Source organism: Mycobacterium sp. E802 (assembly GCF_001666875.1).
In the GTDB taxonomy this organism is placed as follows: Bacteria; Actinomycetota; Actinomycetes; order Mycobacteriales; family Mycobacteriaceae; genus Mycobacterium.
The window spans coordinates 18034-40733 of sequence record NZ_LZJD01000148.1 but is presented as its reverse complement, the minus strand read 5'-3'; the positions used below and the strand labels follow the sequence as shown (position 1 = coordinate 40733).

19 protein-coding genes and 1 riboswitch are annotated in these 22700 nt (G+C 66.8%); of the genes, 3 read left to right on the top strand and 16 right to left on the bottom strand.

The features are described from left to right. Positions 1 to 29: 29 nt before the first annotated feature. Entirely contained in the window at positions 30 to 2201 is a 2172-nt protein-coding gene (locus A5699_RS21300) for a substrate-binding domain-containing protein (RefSeq protein WP_067773475.1), read from the top strand. A 193-nt stretch (positions 2202 to 2394) separates the two neighbouring features. On the opposite strand, the gene gcvP is transcribed toward A5699_RS21300, so the two are convergent. The 11 genes from gcvP to secA2 form a co-directional block, all read right to left on the bottom strand. Beyond that, positions 2395 to 5229, bottom strand: coding sequence for an aminomethyl-transferring glycine dehydrogenase (gene gcvP, locus A5699_RS21295; RefSeq protein ID WP_067773472.1), 2835 nt, complete (start codon positions 5227 to 5229; stop codon positions 2395 to 2397). Between the two features lie 156 nt (positions 5230 to 5385). Beyond that, positions 5386 to 5484: riboswitch (glycine riboswitch) on the bottom strand. 25 nt (positions 5485 to 5509) lie between these two features. Continuing rightward, positions 5510 to 6130 (bottom strand): MerR family transcriptional regulator, encoded by a 621-nt coding sequence (locus tag A5699_RS21290; RefSeq protein WP_067773469.1) that lies wholly within the window; start codon positions 6128 to 6130, stop codon positions 5510 to 5512. 239 nt (positions 6131 to 6369) lie between these two features. Next, the gene (locus A5699_RS21285; RefSeq protein ID WP_067773467.1) at positions 6370 to 6864 is read right to left on the bottom strand and encodes a bifunctional nuclease family protein; all 495 of its coding nucleotides are present in this window, start codon (positions 6862 to 6864) and stop codon (positions 6370 to 6372) included. Between the two features lie 121 nt (positions 6865 to 6985). Continuing rightward, positions 6986 to 7738 carry a MerR family transcriptional regulator gene (locus A5699_RS21280; protein ID WP_067773464.1) on the bottom strand — a complete coding sequence of 251 codons (753 nt, stop codon included), beginning with the start codon at positions 7736 to 7738 and terminating at the stop codon, positions 6986 to 6988. A gap of 3 nt (positions 7739 to 7741) precedes the next feature. Continuing rightward, the gene (gene garA / locus A5699_RS21275) at positions 7742 to 8224 is read right to left on the bottom strand and encodes a glycogen accumulation regulator GarA (RefSeq protein WP_067773461.1); all 483 of its coding nucleotides are present in this window, start codon (positions 8222 to 8224) and stop codon (positions 7742 to 7744) included. A 190-nt stretch (positions 8225 to 8414) separates the two neighbouring features. After that, on the bottom strand, positions 8415 to 8810 hold the full coding sequence (gene gcvH, locus A5699_RS21270) for a glycine cleavage system protein GcvH (RefSeq protein ID WP_067773458.1): 396 nt from the start codon (positions 8808 to 8810) through the stop codon (positions 8415 to 8417). A 44-nt stretch (positions 8811 to 8854) separates the two neighbouring features. Then, a complete protein-coding gene (locus A5699_RS21265) occupies positions 8855 to 9607 on the bottom strand; it encodes a DUF881 domain-containing protein (RefSeq protein WP_067773559.1) in 753 nt (250 codons plus the stop codon). 145 nt (positions 9608 to 9752) lie between these two features. Beyond that, on the bottom strand, positions 9753 to 10085 hold the full coding sequence (locus tag A5699_RS21260; protein ID WP_067773455.1) for a small basic family protein: 333 nt from the start codon (positions 10083 to 10085) through the stop codon (positions 9753 to 9755). Positions 10086 to 10113: 28 nt separating this feature from the next. Continuing rightward, entirely contained in the window at positions 10114 to 11013 is a 900-nt protein-coding gene (locus A5699_RS21255; RefSeq protein ID WP_067773452.1) for a DUF881 domain-containing protein, read from the bottom strand. Further along, positions 11010 to 11618, bottom strand: a complete 609-nt coding sequence (locus A5699_RS21250; RefSeq protein WP_067773449.1) for a CDP-alcohol phosphatidyltransferase family protein — start codon at positions 11616 to 11618, stop codon at positions 11010 to 11012. Before A5699_RS21250 ends, A5699_RS21255 begins: the two co-directional genes overlap by 4 nt. A 9-nt stretch (positions 11619 to 11627) precedes the next feature. Further along, complete coding sequence (gene secA2, locus A5699_RS21245; RefSeq protein ID WP_067773446.1) at positions 11628 to 13973, bottom strand: accessory Sec system translocase SecA2; 2346 nt, start codon at positions 13971 to 13973, stop codon at positions 11628 to 11630. A 121-nt stretch (positions 13974 to 14094) separates the two neighbouring features. On the opposite strand from secA2, the gene A5699_RS21240 reads away from it, so the two are divergent. Both A5699_RS21240 and A5699_RS21235 read left to right on the top strand, forming a co-directional pair. Continuing rightward, positions 14095 to 16023 (top strand): ABC transporter ATP-binding protein/permease, encoded by a 1929-nt coding sequence (locus tag A5699_RS21240; RefSeq protein ID WP_067773443.1) that lies wholly within the window; start codon positions 14095 to 14097, stop codon positions 16021 to 16023. Between the two features lie 28 nt (positions 16024 to 16051). After that, on the top strand, positions 16052 to 17956 hold the full coding sequence (locus A5699_RS21235; RefSeq protein WP_067773440.1) for an ABC transporter ATP-binding protein/permease: 1905 nt from the start codon (positions 16052 to 16054) through the stop codon (positions 17954 to 17956). On the opposite strand, the gene A5699_RS21230 is transcribed toward A5699_RS21235, so the two are convergent. The 5 genes from A5699_RS21230 to A5699_RS21210 all read right to left on the bottom strand — a co-directional run bounded on the left by A5699_RS21230 (position 17953) and on the right by A5699_RS21210 (position 22668). Then, positions 17953 to 19437: an FAD-binding protein gene (locus tag A5699_RS21230; protein ID WP_067773553.1), complete on the bottom strand. Its 1485-nt coding sequence runs from the start codon at positions 19435 to 19437 to the stop codon at positions 17953 to 17955. The genes A5699_RS21235 and A5699_RS21230 overlap by 4 nt on opposite strands. A gap of 5 nt (positions 19438 to 19442) precedes the next feature. Further along, positions 19443 to 19937 (bottom strand): VOC family protein, encoded by a 495-nt coding sequence (locus A5699_RS21225; RefSeq protein ID WP_067773556.1) that lies wholly within the window; start codon positions 19935 to 19937, stop codon positions 19443 to 19445. Between the two features lie 66 nt (positions 19938 to 20003). Next, complete coding sequence (locus A5699_RS21220; protein ID WP_067773437.1) at positions 20004 to 20678, bottom strand: hypothetical protein; 675 nt, start codon at positions 20676 to 20678, stop codon at positions 20004 to 20006. A gap of 194 nt (positions 20679 to 20872) precedes the next feature. Beyond that, positions 20873 to 21487: a LysM peptidoglycan-binding domain-containing protein gene (locus tag A5699_RS21215; protein WP_067773433.1), complete on the bottom strand. Its 615-nt coding sequence runs from the start codon at positions 21485 to 21487 to the stop codon at positions 20873 to 20875. 269 nt (positions 21488 to 21756) lie between these two features. Then, on the bottom strand, positions 21757 to 22668 hold the full coding sequence (locus A5699_RS21210) for a sterol desaturase family protein (RefSeq protein ID WP_067773430.1): 912 nt from the start codon (positions 22666 to 22668) through the stop codon (positions 21757 to 21759). Between the last annotated feature and the right edge of the window lie 32 nt (positions 22669 to 22700).

The following is a 22700-nucleotide window of genomic DNA, read 5'->3' as shown; positions in this document are numbered from 1 at the left end:
AGACGGCGCGAGACGTACAGGGGTTAGGAATGGGCAGGCACAGCATTCCCGACCCCGAGGATGCGGCCGAAGAGCCCGACCACGGGCGCATCGGCGACTTCCGGTACTCCGGCGACTACCAACAACCGGGCCACGAGCCGTCTCGACACGCCGATCACGGTTACCGAGACGAGCCCGAGTACCGTCCACCCCGTTACGCAGACGGTGACGACGACTACGAATCCGATTACCACGACTCGGAGTACGCCGACTACGACGAAGCGGACTACGCCGAAGACGACGAGTACGCCGCCGGTTATCGCGACGAGTATGCGTCCGGCTATCACGACGAGTACGCCGAAGATCTTGACGCGGACTACGCCGACGACGAGCCGACCACGCAGTTCGGTGCGGTCTCCGATGCCCCGCCCCCGCCCGCTCCGCCGCCGTCCGGTCGGCAGCACGGCGGGGACTGGGATGGCGGCGAATGGACCGGCAGCCACCGGGCGGTACAGACCGGCCGGCGCGGCGTCAGCGTCGGCGTGATCGTCGCGCTGGTCACCGTGGTGGCCGTGGTCGGTGCGATGATCCTGTGGAAGTTCTTCGGGGATGTCCTGGCCGACCGCAGTGACGCCGCCGCCGCCCGTTGCGTCGACGGGGAGCTCGGGATCGCGGTGATCGCCGACCCCACCATCTCGACGTACGTCGAAAGCCTGGCCAACAGCTACAACGAATCGGTCAGCCCCGTCGGCGACCGGTGCGTCAAGGTCCGCGTGCAGTCCGCCGAATCCGACCGGGTGGTCAGCGGTTTCGCCAACGCCTGGCCGAGCGAACTCGGTGACCGGCCGGCCCTGTGGATCCCGGCCAGCAGTATCGCCGAGGCGCGGCTGGAGGCCACCGCGGGCGCCAAGACCGTCAGTGACAGCCGGTCCCTGGTCACCTCCCCGGTGCTTCTCGCGGTCCGACCGCAGCTCAAGGATGCGTTGGCACAACAGAGTTGGGCCACCCTGCCGCAGCTGCAGAGCTCCCCGGCCGCGATGAACGCGCTCAAACTGCCCGGCTGGGGCACCCTCAAACTCGCGCTGCCGACACGCAGCAACGGCGATGCCGCCTATCTGGCCGCCGAGGCCGTGGCCGCGGCCACCGCACCCTCAGGCGCGCCCCCCACCTCTGGCATGAGCGGTGTCAACAGCTTGTTGGGCGGACAACCCAAGCTCGACAACACCGAGTTGGGCACGGCGCTGGACGCGTTGATCGATGCGTCCGACCCGGCCACCGCACCGGTACACGCGGTCGCCACCACCGAACAGCAACTGTTCCAGCGGGGTAGCACGCTCGACGACGCCAAGTCCACGTTGGCCGGCTGGGTGCCGCCCGGCCCCACCGCCACCGCCGACTATCCCGCGGTGCTGCTGGCCGGTGACTGGCTGGAGAACGAGCAGGTGACCGCGGCCAGCGAGTTCGCCCGTTTCCTGCGCAAGCCGGAACAGCTCGCCGAGCTGGCCAAGGCCGGGTTCCGGGCCGAGGGGACGACGCCGCCGTCCAGCGACGTCACCGACTTCTCGGAACTGGCCGCGCCGCTGTCGGTCGGTGACAACACCATGCGGGTGACGCTGGCCAACGCCACGGCCACGCCGTCGGAGAGCCGCGCGGTCACCATCATGCTCGACCAGTCGATGCCGACCGAAGAGGGCGGCAAGTCACGGTTGGCCAACGTCGTGGCCGTGCTCGACAGCCGACTCAAGGCCCTGCCGGACACCTCGGCAGTGGGATTGTGGACCTTCGACGGCACCGAGGGCCGGTCCGAAGTCTCGATGGGGCCGCTGGCCGAGCCGGTGAGTGGGCAACGTCGTTCCGATGCACTGATTTCTACGCTGGATGAGCAGTCGGCGTCCGGTGGTGGGGCGGTGTCGTTCACCACGCTGCGGCTGGTCTACAACGAGGCACTGGCCAAATACCGTGAGGGCCAGGCCAACTCCATCCTGGTGATCACCACCGGACCACACACCGACCAGAGCCTTGACGGCGCGGGCCTGCAGGAGTTCATCCGCGGCGCGTTCGACCCGGCAAAGCCGGTGGCGGTCAACGTGATCGACTTCGGCGGGGGTTCGGACCGGGCCACCTGGGAAGCTGTGGCACAGGCCAGCAGCGGCACCTATCAACACGTAACCAGCTCGGCCTCACCCGAATTGGCCACCGCCGTCAACACCCTGCTCGGCTGAGCCGGTCGCTTGGGCTGAGCCGGTCGCTTGGGCTGAGCCGGTCGCTTGGGCTGAGCCCGCCGCGCCGTTTTCTACCTCAGGGTCGTTCGGAACGACTTAGCACGACCCTGAGGTAGAAATCGACGAGCGAACGCGCTACGCGAACGCTCCAGCTGTTGGGCGCGCTATGCGAACGCTCCAGCCCTTGGGCGCGCTACGCGAACGCCTCGACCGGCGGGCACGAGCACACCAGGTTCCGATCACCGTAAGCCCCGTCGATACGGCGCACCGGCGGCCAGACCTTGGGCCGGAAGCCCTTACCCAACGGGTAGGCCGCCTGCTCACGGGTGTACGGGTGATCCCAGTCGGCGACCAACAGACACTCGGCGGTGTGCGGGGCACCGCGCAGCGGGTTGTCATCCACAGACCACAGTCCGGCCGCGACTTTTTCGATCTCGCCACGGATCGCGATCATCGCGTCGCAGAAGGCGTCGACCTCGGCCAGACTCTCGCTCTCGGTGGGCTCCACCATCAACGTGCCGGCCACCGGGAAACTCATGGTGGGTGCGTGGAAGCCATAGTCCGCCAAGCGTTTTGCCACGTCGTCGACGGTGACACCGGTGCTCTTGGTGATCGCGCGCAGGTCGAGGATGCACTCGTGGGCCACCATGCCGTTCTCGCCGGTGTAGAGCACCGGGTAGTACTCATCGAGCCGGCGGGCCACATAGTTTGCCGAGGCAATCGCGGTCAGAGTGGCTGCACGCAGCCCCTTGGCCCCCATCATGCGGATGTAGGCCCAGGTGATCGGCAGGATCGACGCGGACCCATACGGTGCGGCCGAGACGGTGTGCTCGTCGGGCAGCTCGTCGGCGAGCGGATGGCCCGGCAGGAACGGGGCCAAGTGGGCGCGCACCGCGACCGGCCCGACGCCGGGACCACCGCCACCGTGGGGGATGCAGAACGTCTTGTGCAGGTTGAGATGGCTGACATCGCCACCGAACCGGCCGGGCCGGGCCAGACCGACCAGCGCGTTGAGGTTCGCCCCGTCGACGTAAACCTGGCCACCGACGTCGTGCACGGCCGCGCAGATGTCGGCGACGTCGTGCTCGTACACCCCGTGCGTCGACGGGTAGGTGATCATCAGCGCCGCAACCCGATCGGCATGTTCGGCGATCTTGGCGCGCAGGTCGTCGAGGTCGACGTCGCCGTTCTCGCGGCAGGCGACCACCACGACGCGCATCCCGGCCAGCGCGGCCGAGGCCGCATTGGTGCCGTGTGCACTCGACGGGATCAGGCACAGGTCGCGGTCGGTGTCGCCGCGGGACTCGTGGTAGGCCTTGATCGCCAGCAACCCGGCGTACTCGCCCTGAGATCCGGCGTTGGGCTGCAACGAGATCTGGTCATACCCGGTGATGCCGGTGAGCCAGTCCTGGAGGTCGGCGATGAGCTTGCGCAGTCCCGGATTGTCCGAGGCCGGCGCGAACGGATGCTGACGGCCGAACTCCGGCCAGGTGATCGGCTCCATCTCGGCGGCCGCGTTGAGCTTCATCGTGCACGAGCCCAGCGGAATCATGCTGCGGTCCAAGGCAATGTCCTTGTCCGCCAACGACCGCAGGTAGCGCATCATCGCGGTCTCGGTACGGTAGGAGTTGAACGCCGGATGGGTCAGGAATTCCGATGTGCGCGTGGCGATTCCGGTGTTCACCGGATCAGCCGCGGGTGCGACTCCGAACGCCTCCAGCACGGCGGCCACATGCTCGCCGGTGGTGACCTCATCGCACGACACGGACACGTGATCGGCGTCGACCCGCCACAGGTTGATGCCCTTGGTCTTGGCAGCCGCGATCACCTCATCGGCCCGGCCGGGGACTCGGGCCAACACGGTGTCGAAGAAGGTGTCGTGCACCAGGGCGTCGCCCAGACCCGCCGCGATCGCCGCGGCATGATCGTGCACCCGGCGGGCGATCGCAGTCAGCCCGTCGGCGCCGTGGTAACTGGCGTACGTCGCAGCCATCACCGCCAACAGCACCTGCGCGGTACAGATGTTGCTGGTCGCCTTGTCCCGGCGGATGTGCTGCTCGCGGGTCTGCAGAGCCAGGCGGTAGGCCGGCGCACCGTCGGCGTCCACCGACACGCCCACCAATCGGCCCGGCAACTGCCGCGCATGTTTGGCGTGCACTGCCAGATAACCGGCGTGCGGCCCGCCGAATCCCATTGGCACACCGAACCGTTGGGTGGTGCCGAACGCGACATCGGCGCCGATCTCCCCGGGCGGGGTGATCAAGGTCATCGCCAGCAGGTCGGCCCCGACGGCCACCAGGGCGCCCCGATCGTGGGCATCATCGACCAGGCTCGTCCAATCCACGACACGTCCGCTCGCACCCGGCAGCTGCACGATGACCCCGAAGAAGTCGCCCTCGGGAAGCCCCTCGCGAAGGTCGACGGTGACGATCTCGATCCCGAGCGGACGGGCCCGGGTGGCCAGCACCGCGGCGGTCTGCGCGTACACATCGGTGTCGACCACCAGACGGTTGGACTTGGACTTCGTCGCCCGGTGCATCAGCGTCATCGCCTCGGCCGCCGCGGTGCCCTCGTCGAGCATCGAGGCATTCGACACTTCAAGGCCGGTGAGGTCGGACACCATGGTCTGGAAGTTCAGCAGCACCTCGAGGCGGCCCTGGCTGATCTCGGGCTGGTACGGGGTGTAGGCGGTGTACCAGGCCGGGTTCTCCAGGATGTTGCGACGCAACACGGCCGGGGTGAAGGTGTCGAAGTAGCCCTGACCGATCATCGAGATCGCGGTGGTGTTCGAGTCGGCCAGCGCACGCAACTCGGCAAGCGCCTGCTCCTCGGTGGCCGGATCGGGCAGGACCTCCAGCCCCGGGGCCACGCCATCGGAGGCCAGTGCGTCGAGAATGCCGGCGGGCAGCGCCTTGGCGGCGAGCTCGTCGAGAGACGACACACCGATCACGTCGAGCATGGTGGTGACGGCTGCGGCGTCCGGGCCGATGTGGCGATCGGCGAACCGCGGTTGATGCTGGTCGGACACTAGACTCCCTGAGGCGCAGACGTGCGCAGACGCGCAGACGTCGTAGGCGTCCCTCCCCCTCTGTCGTCGACCCGGTCCGGGCGCCTGAGAGATTCAGCCCCTGCGGGCCTTTCCCCATGGGCGGGTGCTCGACGGCACCACTTTCCAGAGGCATCGGGGCCTGGCGCGGTCCTGGGTGCCTGAGAGGTTGACGGAGAGGTATTGCTCCTTCGGCGTCCGTGACTGGCTGTCACGAAGCTCTCCCGCACGAGGGCGATGCGTCGCCTATCTTACCGGGCGGCTAGCCGATCTTGCGGTCGCGACTCTTGCGCCGCGAGGCCAGCTCGTCTTCGGGCGCGGCGATGGACTCGCCACCGTCGGCGCGCTCGCCCGGGAAGTCGGCGATCGCACCGGTCAGCTCGCGCATCGCACCCGACACCGCGATGCCGAACACGCCCTGGCCGCCCTGCAACAGGTCCACGACCTCCTCGGCCGACGTGCATTCGTAGACCGTGGTGCCGTCGGAGAACAGCGTGATGTTGGCCAGGTCCTGCACGCCGCGCTGACGCAGGTGATCGACCGCGACCCGGATGTTGTGCAACGAGATGCCCGTGTCCAGGAGCCGTTTGACGATCTTGAGAACCAGGATGTCCTTGAACGAGTACAGCCGCTGACTGCCCGATCCGGCGGCACCGCGGATGGACGGGACCACCAGGGAGGTGCGGGCCCAGTAGTCCAGCTGCCGATAGGTGATCCCGGCGATCTGGCAGGCGCTCGGACCGCGGTAGCCGACCAGTTCGTCAGGTACCGAGTCATCGGGGAACAACCCACCCTGGACGGCTTCGCCGGACGGCCTGACAGGCGGCTCCGCGCCGCTTCCGGTGGTCAGATCCAGCTCTTCCTGCCGTGGCGTGTCACCCACTGTGAATCCTCTCGCCGTTCGAACTCGCCCGCGCCATACTCAATGTCCTGCACCACAGCAACCTCTGCCACGGCGGTTTTCGGCAAGCTCGAATGTGTCGAGCATACGCTTCCCGCCGGGCCCGGAATGCCCGCTGCCAAGAAAGTATGGCGCCCGAATCCGCGCCCCGATGACTGCCGCGCCGCGTGTTGACACCGATATGCCCAGTTGAGACGTATCCGTGACCTCGCGGGCGCCGGTCATGTCGCCTTGAAGTCGTCCGGGGAGACGCTGTCCAGGAACTCCTTGAACTTCTCCACCTCGTCTTCGCGGACGGTGCCGGTGGCCTCTTCGTCGTTCTCGTCGGGAATCAGCAACCCGGCCTCGGCCAGCACCGCCTCCTCGACGTAGATCGGCACGCCGACACGCAGGGCGATCGCCACCGAATCCGACGGGCGGGCCGACACCTTGACGTCACGGTCGAAGATCAGGTCGGCATAGAAGGTGCCTTCCTGGAGGTCGACGATGCGCACCTCTTTGAGCGAATGCCCCAGGGCCGTGATGACATCGCGGATCAGATCATGGGTGAGCGGCCGGGCGGGCTCGACACCCTGCTGCTCCAGCGCGATCGCCGCGGCTTCGGACTGGCCGATCCAGATCGGCAGATAGCGATCACCGTTGGATTCCCGCAAGAGCAACACGGGCTGGTTCTGCGGCTGCTCAACCCGAATGCCGACCACACGAACCTCAGCCATCTGTGCCTGCCCTCCGCACCGCCGTGCCGTTTCGTCGATTTTTCGTCCGTCGTGCCATTCGCCTGCGCATCCGCTCAAGGACCCGGCGTTGACGAATTAGCCGTCGAAATGAGTCTAGTCCTCAGCGATCCAGAACGTCGCGTACGGCGGACTTGATCAGGGACGTGTGAAGAGTGATCGCCAGGGCGGCCACTTCACGGGCCAGGTCGTCGGCTCGGTCCCGGGCTCCGGCCTTGCCCGCCTTGCCCACCGGGCCGGCGATCTGGGCGATCAGGTCGGACTGCCGGTCGGCTGCGGAGCGGAACGCCCGCAGATGCCGTGGCTCGACACCGTAGTCGCCCAGGGCGCGGGCACATTGGGCGATGACGACGGAGTGTTCGTCGAAAAGCCCGGCCGGCCCGGCGGTGATGATGCCGTTTCGAAGCAGCGCCCCGAGCGTGTCCTCGTCGACGCCCGAACGGGCCAACAGATCTTCCCGGGACAGCCGCACCTGGGTGGGTGCCACCCCGGCAACACCGGAACGGGCCCCGTCGCCCCCGTCGTCCTCGCCCTCGGCGACCGGCACCAGACGGGGAACCCCGTAGGCCGAACCGGTCTGCGGGATTTCCCCGTCGGGCTGGGCGTCCAGCTGCGCCTTGATCACCTTCAACGGGAGGTACTGGTCGCGCTGGGCGGTCAGGATGAACCGCAACCGCGCACAGTCGTACGCGGTGAAGCGCCGGTACCCCGATGCCGTGCGCTGCGGCGTGACCAGTCCCTCGGCCTCCAGGAACCGAATCTTGGAGATCGTGACATCGGGAAAGTCGCCCCGCAGCAGGTCCAGCACGGCGCCGATCGACATCCCGGCCAGTGCAGGTCTGTCGGGGGCAGTCATCGGCTAGCTGCTGGAGCTGCTGTCGTCGTCAGAGCGGGGGCCGGTGAGAAACACCAGGCGGAACTTCCCGATCTGTACCTCGTCGCCGTTGGCCAGCACGGCCGAGTCGACCGGCTCCCGGTTGACGTACGTTCCGTTCAGGCTGCCGACATCGACAACCTGGAACTCGCCGCTCTCCAACCGGAACTCGGCGTGACGACGGCTCACCGTGACGTCATCGAGGAAGATGTCGCTGTCCGGGTGACGTCCTGCCGAGGTGGTCGGCTGATCGAGCAGGAACCGGGACCCCGCGTTGGGTCCACGCTTGACGACGAGCAATGCCGAACCCGCGGGCAGGCCCTCGACGCCGGAAACGGCGCCTTCGGTACCGGCCGTTGCGGGCGCATCCAGCTCGTTCAGGAAGTCGGCACGGAAAACCGATGTGGTTTCCACCGTCACGTCTTCCGACGACTGGTCGGCCCCCAAATTGCTGTCTTTGTCCGTCACCCGCTGCTCCTCACTGGCTGCTGTGGCGTTGCCCGGCGTGGCCCCAGCCCATCGTCGGTCTCACCGTCGACCGTACCGCGCCTCAGGCACCATTGTGTCCACCAACGCCGGATCCGATGGGGAAGATCTCTGCGCGCCGGGCACGGTCGAACCGGTCTCGGCGACCGGCCCTCGAAACCCTAACAATCCCTCACTCGGTCACCGCGGCGCGGTAGCCGTCCGCGTCGAGCAAACCGGACAGCGCCTCCTCGAGGGTGCCCTCCTCGAGCCGCAGATCGACCAGCCAGCCTTCGCCGTAGGGGTCGGAATTGACCAGCTGCGGGCTGTCTTCCAGATCCCCGTTGACGGCAACGACTTTCGCGGCGACGGGGGCATACAGATCCGACACCGACTTGGTGGATTCGACCTCACCGAACGCATCGCCCGAGCCCAGTTGGGCCCCGACGTCGGGCAGTTGGACGAATACCACGTCACCGAGCGCGGACTGGGCGTAGTCGGTGATGCCGACGCGCACCGTGTCGTCACCGGTGCGCAACACCCACTCGTGCTCCGAGGTGTAGTACAGGTCGGCTGGGATCTCGCTCACGGCGCTCCTTAGTTCGTGGAGTTGATTGCTCTGGTCAGGTGAACTCACTTGACCGGCTGAGCGTATTGGCGAGGTTTCGGTTGCCGCAAGGCGGTGACGTCGACCCGCTCGGCCTGTTGTACCACCATCGTGCCGCCGACCCGCTTGACACTGTCCATTGCCCCGCCGGGAATGTTCATCGCCGCCGCCAGGGTCGGTGGATCCCCAATGGCCAGAACCGAATACGGCGGTCGCAGGGTGACGTCGTCGACCGCCAGCGCCCCGGGCGCGCCGACGATCCAGGTGTCGATCCCCACCCGCACCGCCGACGGCTGCTCCCCACCGCGGATCTCGATGGCCTCGGCTCCGGCCGCGCGCAATTCGTTGATCACGTCGAGCATGGTCTCGGCCGGCACCCCGGGCGCGTTGTCCTCTATGGTCAACGTCACTCCCGGCCCAGTGGCGGCCACAGTGCCGATCTGGATGGACAGCGCCTCCAACCGGGCCTGGGCATTTTCGATCGCCGCCTGGTCGCTGCTGCCGGACGCCTGGAGCTGCTGCAGGGTCCGCTGCAGATCCGACACCTCGGTGTTGAGTGAGGCCTCACGTTGCTGCAGAGAATCCAGCAGGATGAGCAGATCCGCCGGACGTGCGGTCTCCAGCGAATCTCCGGACTCGTTCTGGCGCACCTGCGTGACGATCGCCATACCCAGCAACAGGCACAGCAGCACCCCGAGACCGCCGAACACGAGCCGCGAGCGACCGCCACGCACGATCCGCAGATTGCGGAACCGGCGTGGCGAGACATCCGGGGGCATCTCATGACGGCCGTGGTGCTCGGCCGGATGCGCGGCCGGTTCGGTCTTGTCCGGTTCCGTCGTGTCCGGTTCGGTGTTGTCCGGTTCCGTCGTGTCCGGGTCGGTGTCCTTGCCGGTGTCTTTCGGGGACTCGGGGTCGCTCATGTCACGCGCCGAACAACCGTCGCCGCAGCGCGGCGGCATTGCCGAAGATCCGGATGCCCAGGACCACGATGATCGCCGTGGACAACTGGGTGCCGACACCGAGTTGATCGCCGACGTAGACGATCAACGCCGCCACCAAGACGTTGAACACGAATGACACCACGAACACCTTGGCGTCGAAAATCCGCTCCAGATAGGCCCGCAGGCCCCCGAACACGGCATCCAGCGCTGCCACCACCGCGATCGGCAGGTACGGCTCGACGAACTCCGGAACGCTGGGGTGGAACACCAATCCCAGCACGATCCCGATGACGAGCGCGACGATCCCGATCATCTAACGGTCAATCCTGTGCACGTCAGGTCTATCCAATCCGTTTGGCGAAGTTGACATCTCGTACCGACACCGGGGGAACGGTCAGACCGTCACCCACGCTCACGTTCACCCCGGCTCCATAGGAAATCTCCAACAGCCGCAGCCGGTGCAGGCCCGGAGAGCGTTCGAAGGCATCGGCCATTCCCTTCGGTGGTCCGATGGCCACAATGACATATGGGCTCGTGATCGGCTGATTGTCGACCAGAATTCCGCCGCCGGCCTGCCGGATCGTGACCCCGGCGCCCACCCGCACGCCGCCCACCGAAACCGCCTCTGCGCCACTGGCCCACAGCGAATTGACCACGAGTTGCAGATCGCGGTCGAGGATGACCTGCTGGCCGCCGGCAACCCGCTGTTTCGACACATCGCTGAGATCCTTGGACATGCCCGGATCGGTGACCGTGACGGTCAGCCCCGGACCGATCATCCCGACGGCCGCCGCCTCGATGTTCGCGGTGTCGAGGTCACCGAGCAACTGCTGGCCGTTCTCGTCCATACCGAGGCGGGTGCGACGTTCGGAGTCCACCTGATCGACCAAGGCGTCGCGCGCGGCGGCGGCCTGGTCGGCACTGAGCGCAGCCGCGCGCACCCGCCCGGCCATGGTGTGCTGGGCCTCGCGGGCGGCCGGGGCCGCGGTCTGCGCCTGCCCGGCCGCCACCGCGAACACCGTGGCGATGGCCGCTGCGCCCACCACCAGCCACCCGAGGTCGACCAGCCGCCGACGGGGCCGGTCATCGGCTTCGCGAGCCGCGGCGGCCGCGGCATAGCCGGGATCGAGGTGCTCGGACAGCAGCGACCGCAACAGTGAGGGCACCGGAATCCGTTTGGGCGCGTCGGCTTCATGATGATTGAGCCCGGCACCGGACTCGTAGCCGCCCAGCGTGCTCATGACCGGACCGTGGGAAGTTGTCGCACCACCATCGTCACCTGGATCAGGTAGAGCACGGCCGACCACAGATACAACGCCAGCCCCCAGAGCAGGAACGCCCAACCGCAGGCCAGCACCACCCGGCTCCACAGTGCTGGATCTTGGGCCTCCGCCGTCCCGAGCAGCACCAGCGGAAAACCGGACATCAACGCGAACGTGGCGGCCTTGCCCAGGTAGGTCACCGGCAGTGCGGTCAGCCCGCGACGGCGCAGCACCGGCAGCGTCGCGGCCAGCACTGCATCCCGTCCGAGCAGGGTCAGCACCAACCACCACGGCACCGTGCCGTACAGGGCCAGCGCCAGCGGGACGATGACCATGTAGATGCGGTCGACGAGCGGATCGAGCAGCTCACCCAGCCGCGATGACTGGTTGGCCACCAGCCGGGCGATCTTGCCGTCGGCCCAGTCGGAGAAGCCGCTGAACATCAGGATGGCCACGGCCCACACGTTGGCGTGCGCGCCGAACAACAGCCACAGGAACACCGGCACCAGCACCAGGCGCAGCACACTGAGCACATTCGGCACCGTCAGCACCCGGTCGCGCGCGGCAATCGGCGCGTGTTCCATGCCTAGAACTTAGCGGAACACCCCTGGCAGGCTCAGCGCCGACATGGTGTCGTCGTTGAGTGGGTTGTCGTGCACCATGTAGGTCCACGTCGAGGTCGGGCGCGCGAGTTTGGACAGATCGATGCCCGGCTCGTCCTCGATGGAGTCGGCCGTCTCGAACGTCTGTTGGGCGGCCTCGATGGCGTCGGCGGCCAGCGAGGCGAACGCATCCACGGCCATCCGGTGGAACTCGTCGAGCGGGTTCTGCCGGCCCAGCGCCCGCAGGTGGATGCTCTCGCGGATGTCGGCCAGGAACGCCAGGTGGTCACACCAACCACGGTCGAGGTGGTACAGCATGATCAGCCGGCAGATCTTCGTCAGCTTCTCCTCTGCGTCCTCCCCCAGCTCCTCAGCGAGCTTGGCATACCGCTCCGGCGAGCGCTCCTCGAGCTCGCGGCGCGCGGTGTCGGTGCGCAACAACGTCTCGCGGCGGTCGACGATGATCGCGCGCTGTTGGGCGATCAGCTGGTTGTAGCGCCAGGTGTTGGCGTGCACGTCGAGCAGCCGGCCCTCGGCGACGCGCTGGGCGTGGTCGAGCAGACCCGCGGCCTTGGGCGCGATGATGCGGCCGTCCTCGTCGGTCTCGGTGGGCAGCTTGGAGTCATCGAGATGGGCGGCGACCACCTCGTCCTCCCAGCTGGAGAAGAACACCGAGGAACCCGGGTCGCCCTGGCGTCCGGCACGGCCCCGCAACTGGTTGTCCAGGCGTTCGGTCTGATGCCGACCCGTGCCCACCACGTGCAGGCCGCCGAGCTCGGCGACCTTGTCCTTGTCCTCCGAGTCGTCACCCACATCGGAGCCGCCCAGCCGGATATCGGTACCGCGACCGGCCATCTGGGTGGACACCGTGACCGAACCCAGCTTGCCCGCCTCGGCGATCACGGCGGCCTCTTCGGCGTCGTTCTTGGCGTTGAGCACCACCGCCGGCACGCCGGCCTTGACCAGCCTGCGGTGCAGGTCTTCGGACTCGGCCACGTCGTGGGTGCCGACGAGCACCGGCTGGCCGGTGGCGTGCACCTCGGCGATGTGCTCGACGATGGCGTGGTTCTTGGCCGCCTCGGTGAGGTACACCCGGTCGGTCTCGTCCTCGCGGATGTTGGGCTTGTTCGGCGGGATCGGCGACACCCCGAGTTTGTAGAACTGGCGCAGCTGCTCACCGGCGGCCAGGGCGGTGCCGGTCATGCCGCACACCGTCGGGTAGCGGTTGACCAACGCCTGCACCGTGATGGTGTCGAGCACCTCACCGGTTTCGGTCGTCTCGATGCCCTCCTTGGCCTCGACCGCGGCCTGCAGACCGTCGGGCCAGCGCTGCAGCGAGGCGATGCGCCCGCGTGAGGAATTGATGAGGTGGACGGCGCCGTCCCGGACGATGTAGTGCACGTCGCGTTGCAGCAGCACCTGCGCGTGCAGGGCGACGTTGATCTCGGTGAGCGTGGTGGCGACATGCTCTTCTGAGTACAGGTCGATGTTCCCCAGCCGGGCTTCCAGCTTGCGCGCCCCCGCCTCGGTGAGGTGCACGTTGCGGTTGTCGTCGTCGGTGTCATAGTCCGCACCCGCGGTCAGCTCACCGACCATCCGGATCACCTCGACCCGTGGCTGTTCGCGGTGGCTGGTGCCGGCCAGCACCAGCGGCACCAGCGCCTCGTCCACGAGCACCGAATCGGCCTCGTCGATGAGTGCCACGTCGGGGTTGGGCGACACCAGATCGGCGACATCGGTGACCAGCTGATCGCGCAGCACATCGAAGCCGATCTCGTTGACCGAGGCGTAGGTGACATCACACTCGTAGGCCTCGCGACGTTCGGCGGCCGTGGAATCGGCGGTGATCCACCCGACCGTCAGCCCCAGCGCCTCCAGCAGCGGGCTCATCCATTCGGCGTCGCGGCGGGCCAGATAGTCGTTGATGGTGATCACGTGCACATGCCGGCCGCCGATCGCGTAGCCGGCCGCGGCGATCGCCCCGGCCAGGGTCTTGCCCTCACCGGTGGCCATCTCCACGACGTCACCGGCCAGCATGCGCAGCGCCGCGAGCAGCTGTACATCAAAGGGCCGCAGAGACGTCGTTCTTTCGGCGGCCTCACGCGCCAGCGCCAGGAACTGCGGCATGTCCGCCGAAGCCGCCAGATCCTGCAGTTCGAGCAGCTTGGCAGCCTTGGTGAGCTGCTCGTCATCGAGCTTGGCAGCCTTGTCTTCGAATGCGGCTGCACCCTTGACCTCGGAGAGGGACCGAGCCTGATTGCGCTCGGTGCTGGCCCCCAGCATCTTCCAGAACTTGCTGCTCAAGCGGCCCGGTTTGGCGGTGGACGTCTTCGGCACATGTTCACGGTACGCGGACGCGCCGACTGGCCCCGAGCGTGACCCCGAACCGGATCGGCGCAGCGCGCCGGGGAGGACGTCCCACCCCGCTGCGGCCGGTTGTGGAGGGTACTTTTCCCGCATGGAGATGTTCAGCCCGACACTCGACTGGAGCACCGAGCTGCAGACGTCGCTGGTCTGGATCGCCAAAGGGTGGTTGATCGCGGCGGTGTCCACCATGGTGATCCTGTTCCTGCTCGCCCGGTTCACCACGTGGGGCAGCCAATTCTGGCGCGTCACGGGCGGATACTTCACCGGAGCCGGGAGCATCAAGGTGTGGCTGTGGCTGGCGGCGTTGCTGCTGTCGGTGATCACCAGCGTCCGCCTGTCCGTGCTGTTCAGTTTCTACGGCAACGATCTGATGACCAGCTTTCAGGTCATCGCGGCCGGCCTGGGCAACGGTAACGAGGCCGTGCGGCAATCGGGCAAGGACGGCTTCTGGTTGGCGATGACGGTGTTCGTCATCCTGGCGATCCTCAATGTTGCGCAGATCATGATCGACCTGTTCATGACTCAGCGGTTCATGCTGGCCTGGAGGAAGTGGCTGACCGACGATCTCACCGGGGACTGGCTCGACGGCAAGGCCTACTACCGGTCCAGGTTCATCGACGACACGATCGACAACCCCGACCAACGTATCCAGGCGGACATCGACATCTTCACCGCCGGTGTCGGTCCGCTGCCCAACACGCCGAACAACACCTCCACCGCCACGTTGCTGTTCGGCGCCATCAGCGCCATCGCCTCGATGATTTCGTTCACCGCGATTCTGTGGAATCTCTCGGGCGAGATCACCCTGCCCCTGGTGGGAATCGACCTGCCCCGGGCGATCTTCTGGATCGGAATCGTCTACGTTCTGTTCGCCAGCGTCATCGCGTTCTGGATCGGCCGGCCGATCATCACGCTGTCGTTCAACAACGAGAAGTACAACGCGGCGTTCCGCTACGCACTGGTGCGGCTGCGTGACGCATCCGAGGCGGTCGCCTTCTACCGGGGCGAGATCGCCGAACGCACCGGGCTGCGCCGATTGTTCACACCGGTCGTGGAGAACTACAAGAAATACGTCAATCGGATGACGGGCTTCCTGGGATGGAACCTGTCGGTGAGCCAGGCCCAGGAGCCCCTCCCCTACCTTGTGCAGTTTCCGCGGTTCTTCAGCGGAGAGATCACGCTGGGCGCGCTCACCCAAACGGCGACCGCCTTCCGCGAGATTCTGACCGGCTTGTCGTTCTTCCGAAACGCCTACGACAACTTCGCCGGGTATCGGGCCGCGATCATGCGTCTGCACGGCTTGGTCGTCGCCAACGAAGAGGGCCGGGCGCTGCCCGAGGTCACCACCACACCGTGTGAGGACGGCACGGTACAGCTCACCGACGTCGAGGTCCGCACCCCTGACGGCAGGCAGCTCATCAACCCGCTCGACCTGCACCTGCAGGTCGGCGACACCCTGGTGATCACCGGCCCGTCCGGCAGCGGCAAGACCACGCTGCTGCGCAGCCTCGCCGAACTGTGGCCGTTCACGTCGGGAACACTCACCCGCCCGTGCGGCGCCAACGAAACGATGTTCTTGTCGCAGTTGCCCTATGTCCCGCTCGGTGACCTGCGCGCCGTGGTGACCTACCCCAGCGAAGAGGGCTCGGTCGACGACGAGACGCTCAAGCGGACTCTCGACGAGGTCGCCCTGGCGCACCTGGTCGGCCGGCTCGACGAAGTCCAGGACTGGGCCAAGGTGCTCTCTCCCGGTGAGCAGCAACGGATTGCGTTCGCCCGGATCCTGCTCGTCAAACCCAAGGTGGTGTTCCTCGACGAGTCCACATCGGCGCTCGACGAGGGTCTCGAGTTCATGCTCTATCAGCGGGTGCGCACGGATCTGCCCGACACCATCCTGGTCAGTGTCAGCCACCGCACGACCGTCGAGCAGCACCACACCCACGAACTCGAGTTGCTCGGTGACGGCGAATGGCGGCTGGGTCGTGTCGAAGACGAAGACGATCTGATCAAGCAACCGTGAGCGCCCGTTCCCGGTAACTTCGGCGGCTATGGAGATGTTCACCCAGTCACTGGACTGGGGCAACGAGATCCTGGCCTCGCTGTTCTGGGTCGCCAAGGCCTGGGTGATCGGGGCGTTCATCCTGGTCGCGACGCTCGCCGTGCTGGCTCTGGCCACCACGTGGGGCCGCCAGTTCTGGCGGGTCTCCGGAGGATATTTCTTTGGGCGCCAGAGCATTCCGGTGTGGGGACTGCTCGCGGTGTTGCTGTTGTCGGTGATGGTCTCGGTGCGCATGGACGTGCTGTTCAGCTATTACCTCAACGACCAGACCACGGCGCTGCAGGTGGCGTTCTCGGGTGCCGGCTCGGGCAATGAGGCGGTGCGCCGCTCCGGAATCGACGGCTTCTGGCGCTCGATCCTGATCTTCGGGCTGTTGATAACGGCGGATATCACCCGCACCCTGCTCGACCTGTATCTCATGCAGTACTTCATCGTTCGGTGGCGGGTGTGGCTCACCCACCGGCTCACCGGCGACTGGTTGGACGAACGGGCCTATTACCGCGGACGGTTCATCGGCGGCTTCGGCGGCACCCCGATCGACAACCCGGATCAGCGCATCCAACAGGACATCGACGTGTTCACCACCGGCACCGGGCCCGAGACCAATACGCCCACCGTCGCAACGGCGCAGACGCTGCTGTTCGGGTCGGTGTACGCGATCGTGTCGGTGGTCGCCTTCACGCCGATCCTGTGGAATCTGGCCGGCCCGTTGACGATCCTGGGCGTGACGGTGCCCAAGGCGTTGTTCTGGATCGCGCTGCTGTGGGTGGCGGTCACGACGGTGGTGGCGTTCTGGATCGGCCGGCCGATCATCGGCTTGACGTTCCGGAACTCGTTGACCAACGCGGCTTTCCGGTATGCGCTCGTGCGCGTTCGTGACGGTGCCGAGGCGGTCGGTTTCTATCACGGCGAACGTAGTGAACGGGGCACCCTGGCCACCCGGTTCGCCGCGGTGATCGCGAACTACCGCAGGCTGGTGTTGCGGGGCGTCGCGTTCCTCGGCTGGAACAGGTCCATCAACCAGATCATCGACCCGCTGCCGCTGATCATCCAGGCGCCCCGGCTGTTCGCCGGTCAGCTCACCTACGGCGACGTGCTGCAGTCGGCGAGCGCCTTCAACCGGGTGCAGAGTTCCCTGAGTTTCTTTCGTGCGGTGTACGACGCGTTCGCCGGCTACCGGGCGGCCGTCATCCGGCTCGACGGTCTGGTCACCGCCAACGAACAGGCAAGGGCGCTACCGTGTTTGGACACCGGGACGAGCGACAACGGCGGGGTGGAGCTCCAGGGCGTCGAGGTGCGATCACCGTCGGGCGAGCTGCTTCTCGACGGACTCGACATGCAACTGGCCCCCGGGGAGTCGTTGGTGATCACCGGCCCGTCCGGTACCGGGAAGACGACGCTGCTGCGCAGCCTGGCCAGACTGTGGCCATACGGCTCAGGTACGGTGCGCTATCCGGAACAGGGCGAGGTGATGTTCCTGTCCCAGCTCCCCTACGCCCCGCTCGGCGACTTGCGAACGGTGGTCTGCTATCCCGCACCGGCAGGCACCTACAGCGACGACGAGATCCGCGCGGCACTGGAGGCGGTGGCCCTCGGGAACCTGACCTGCCGGCTGGACGAGGACGCCGACTGGGCGAAAGTGCTCTCTCCCGGCGAGCAACAGCGCATCGCGTTCGCCCGCGTCCTGCTGGCCGCGCCGGCCGCGGTGTTCCTCGACGAGGCCACCTCGGCGCTCGACGCCGGCCAGCAGTACGCCCTCTACACCACGCTGCGGACTCGGCTACCGGACTGCATCGTGGTCAGTATCAGTCACCGCGACAGCGTGAACCGGCTGCACGACCGTCGCCTCGAGCTCCTCGGCGACGGCCGCTGGCGGCTCACCCAACCGGTTTAGCGCGCCGCGGCGTGGGTGCCGGCGCGACGGCCGAAGAACGAGCCCTCGCCCAGCTGCACGCCGCTGGCGTATCCCTGGCCGTCCTGGGCGATGTTCGATGCGCAGGCACCCGCCGCATACAAGCCGGGAACCACGCTGCCGTCCTCACGCAGCACCTCGCCGTCGATCGACACGGTCAACCCGCCCATGGTGAAACCGGAGTACATCGCGATGCCGAGAGACAGGTCGAACGCCGCCCACGGCCCCTTGTCCTGCACCGCAACGTAATCGGACTGCTTGTGAAAGTCCGGGTCGACGCCGTCGGCGGCATTCTTGTTGTAGCGGTCCAGGGTTGCGGCCAGGTTTCCGGCCGGAATTCCCAGTGCCTCTTCGGCTTCGGCGATCGTCTCGTAACCGTCGATGAACTTGATCAGCGGCATGGCCGGCATCTCCATGTGTTCCTCGTCGACGATGAGGTACGCCTGCTGGTCGGGCTGCTGCAGGACGAACGCCGAGGTGCGCGAGTGGTAGGAATCCTCGGCCACGAAGCGTTGACCCTGATTGTTGACGATGACCCCGGTCAACAGGATCTCCGGCGGATACGCCGCGGCGGTGATGAACAGCTGGTCCATGCCGTTGGCCGCGCCGCCGGCCGAGACACCCATTCGGATGCCCAACCCGTCGTCGTTCGGGTTGCCCAGGATGTAGGGCTCGACCTCGCCATGGTGCTTGGTGCGACGCTTCTTGCCCAGCGCCGGCGTGTATTCGGCGACCATCTCGGGGTTCATCGCGAAGCCGCCGGCCGTGATGATGACGGATTTTGCCCTGACACAACCGGTTTCACCGAAGTGCTTCCACTTCACCCCGACCACGGCTTTGTCCGGGCCATCGTCGACGATCAGGTTGGTGGCACCCATCTCGTAGCGGATCTCCACACCCAGCGTCTCGGCCCGCTTCAGCAGGAGATCGATCACCATGGCCGCCCCGCCCAACTCGCCGGGCACCGGCACCGAGTGTCCGCGGGGAGCCGGCTTGGCCTGCTCGATGAACGGCCACACCTTCTCATTGCCGGTGTAGGACAGTCCCTCGGTACCCGGCGGGACAACCACCTTGCCCGGGTAGTAGCTGCGTTCGAACTGAAAGCCCAGCGCCTCAAGCCAATTGAAATGCTCGACACTTCCGTCGCAGTAAGCCCGGATCTTGTCCAGGTCGGGTTCGCGCGATACCGCGACCAGGTACTTGTACATCTCCTCAGCGGTGTCAGGGTGACCGGTGGCCTCCTGCACCGCGGTTCCCCCGCCGAGATAGAAGTGCCCGCCGGCCATCGCGGTAGTGCCGCCGGCCGCCGCAGCCTTCTCCAACACCAGAACCCTGGCCCCGGCCGCAGCGGCGCTCACTGCCGCGCAGCCTCCGGCGATGCCGAAGCCGATCACCACGACGTCGAATTCGTCGGACCACGATGCGACATCCGCAGCCGCTAATACCTCGGGGACCTCGGGGATTTCCTTCACTGCTGCTCCTGTTTCACATAGTCGAAGAACGCCCGGATCTCGGGCGGGATATAAGCGATTTCCAGATACGGCACCCCGGCCGCGGCCGCCGACACGTAGGCGAAGGTCATCCCGCCGGGCATCTCCCCTCGGCACACCACCGGTGACCCGTCGGTTTCGGCGTCGCGCAGCTTCGCCTCGAAGGCGCCGGAATCCTCGGCCTCGATGCAGATGTGGTGCAGCCCCGGTCCGTGCTGCTCGAGGAACTCGGTATACACGCCTTGTCCGCGTACCGGCGAGATGAGTTCCAATTGGGTGTCGCCGGCGTAGCTCAGCGAGATGTCGGCGACGAAGTCGGCGGGGCGGCCACGGTAACTACAGGTTTCGGGGGCAAAGTGCACCTCGGGCATCCGCACCCACCGCCGGGCCCCCAGCAGGGTGCTCAACGCACGTTCGGTGGCGTCGAGGTCCGCGGTCACCCAGGCAATCTGGACAGGTGTCTGGTCAGGCATCGCGATCAGAATATCGCCCGCCGGACGCAATGGCTAGAACGTGTTCTAGTTCGGTGTTTCGCCCGGTCAGGGCGGCCCGCCGAACAGGTTGGAGACCTGACCGGCGGCGGGGGCACCCGCGCCGCGGGCCTGCCCGCTGGCGTTCTGCCACGACACTGCCGCCGGATAGTTGCCCCACGTGCTGTTGAACATCCCGACGATGGCGGCGCGCCCGTCGGGCGTGATGACGTAGACCGGGCCGCCGGAGTCGCCCTTCTGGCTGACGATGCCGTTGGCCATGGTGAACCACCCGTTGTTGACCGCCTGAATGGTGCCGCAGGTCTCGCCGGTGACCACCCCGAAGTGACACACCGGAGCGCCCGGCGACGGCTGGAAGGCCGGGTCTTCGACCAGCATGCGCCCGCCCGGCAGGACGTTGTTGACCGCGACGTCACCGGCCAACTGGATGGTCTCCCAATCGGAGATCATGTGGTTCGTGTCGACGGTGGCGCCATCGGGCGTGTTGTCCTGATAGGCGCCCATGTGGCCGATGAAGTTTCCGTCCCGGTCACCGACCCGACCATCGGCTCGGCAGTGCCCGGCGGTGAACCCGACGCGGCTCAACGGATCCACGAAGCCGAGCGTGCAAACGTTGGTGCCCTGGCGGATTTCCATCCCGGGGTACACCAGCGATCCCGCGGCGGCCGCCGGGGTCGGCACCGTCAAAACTGCGGCGATCGGGGCCGCAGCCAGCACCCGCATCGCATTACCAATCCTCCAGTACACGGCCGGCCCTCCCGATCGGCGGATGTGGGTGAAGTCACCCTACCGATATCAATATCGGCGGGCGGGCAACTTCGTTACCGGGAGTACCCAGTTCCGCAACCCGAAACGACGCGCAAACCGAAACGACGATGGCCCGGACCAAAGGGGCCGGGCCATCGAGGTACAACAGGTCAGGGAATCGTCAAGACCTGGCCAGGGTGAATCAGGTCAGGGTTGGCGATGCCGCTGGCATCGGCGATCTGCTGGTACTTGCTGCCGTCACCGTAGAACCGCTCGGCGATCGCCCACAGGGTGTCGCCGGAAACCACCGTGTAGGTACGGGGCTCGGGCGCCGGCGGGGGTGGCGGCGGCGCGGCCGGCTCGGGTGCGGCGGCCGGTGCGGGCTCTTCGACAGCGGCCGGGGCCACCTCGGGCTCGGGCGCGGCGGCCTCGGGGGCCGGTGGCGGCGGCTCGGTGGTGTCGGTCTTGGACGACCAGGCCGGCCCGTCCGCGGCGTACAGCACCAGATTCCGGTCGTCCTGGAGAACCAGTTTGACGTCCTTCTTGCCCTTGGTGTCGGTGTGCCACACCGGCTTCTCGGGGGTGTACAGCACGAAGTTGCCGTCGGTCTGCACCTCGGCGCGCACCACGTCCTGGCCGTTGGTGGAAGTTGACCAGACCGCTTTGTCACGTGCGTACAACACGAGGTTGCCGTCATCCTGCAACGTCAACGTGTACGCGCCGTTGTTCGAGGTGATCGATCCCCCCTTCTCCAGCTTCTGCCCTTCGGTCAGTGTGTCTCCCACGCAATAACCCCTTTCGTGACCAAGTTCCGGATTGTGCACCCGGTTCGGTCGAGCTTACTGATGTGCGGTTTGCTTTGGTGCCATTCGGCTCGGCTCGAATTCAAACGTCTGGCCAACATCACCCGAACCAGGCGGCGGCGATCACGAATCGAAGCCCCGCCCCAGGCGATTCCCATGGCGGCCAACGGCTCTGGCGGAAACGGCAGGGACCGCTCGCGCACTCTCTGCAGGGTGCACCGATCGAAGCGGTGTCGCGACGGGGGGACGCGCTATCGAACCGGCTGAGCGTCGGCGACCTGTGCGGGCTGCCAACCTGGTGGACCGAAGACGTAGCCCAGCCGGTCGCGCAGCCGACGCGCCCGCCGCACGTCCCGGGCGATCGCCACATATTCGTGAGTCTGCAGCGTCCAAAGGTTGAACGTGTCCACCGGCTTCGTCAGCCCATAGCGCGGTCGGAACACCTCGGGCTGGAACGTGCCGAACATCCGGTCCCAGATGATCAGGATCCCGCCGTAGTTGCGGTCCAGGTACAACTCGTCACAGCCATGGTGCACACGGTGATGCGACGGGGTGTTGAAGATGAACTCGATTGGCCGCCAGAGCTTTCCGACCCGCTCGGTATGCACCCAGAACTGATAGACCAGGCTCACCGAGAAGCTGAAGAACACCAGCCAGGGCGGGACGCCCAACAGCGGCAAGGGAATCCAGGCCAGGATCTCGCCGCTGTTGTTCCACTTCTGGCGTAGCGCGGTGGCGAAGTTGTAGTACTCGCTGGAGTGGTGGGCCTGGTGCGTGGCCCAGATCAACCGCACCCGGTGGGCAATCCGGTGGTAGGTGTAGTACAGCAGATCCACCCCGACGAGGGCGATCAACCAGGTGTACCAGCGGTCGGCGGGCAGATGCCATGGCGCCACATACGCGTAGATGGCGGCATAGCCCAACAATCCCAGCAGTTTCCAGGCCGACATGGTCGCCATCGACACCAAGCCCATCGAAATGCTGGTCCATGCGTCGCGCGCGTGGAACGACCCAGCGGGGGCTCGTTGCGCCTCGACGTGTTCGAGACGACGCGCCGCGGTCCATTCCACCGCCAGCAGCAGGAGGAAGAACGGGATGGCGAAGACCACCGGATCCCGCATCGGTTCGGGCAGAAAGTCCAGGATGGACCGGATCATTTCCATGGCAGTTTCTTTTGTCTCGGCGGATCAGCGGA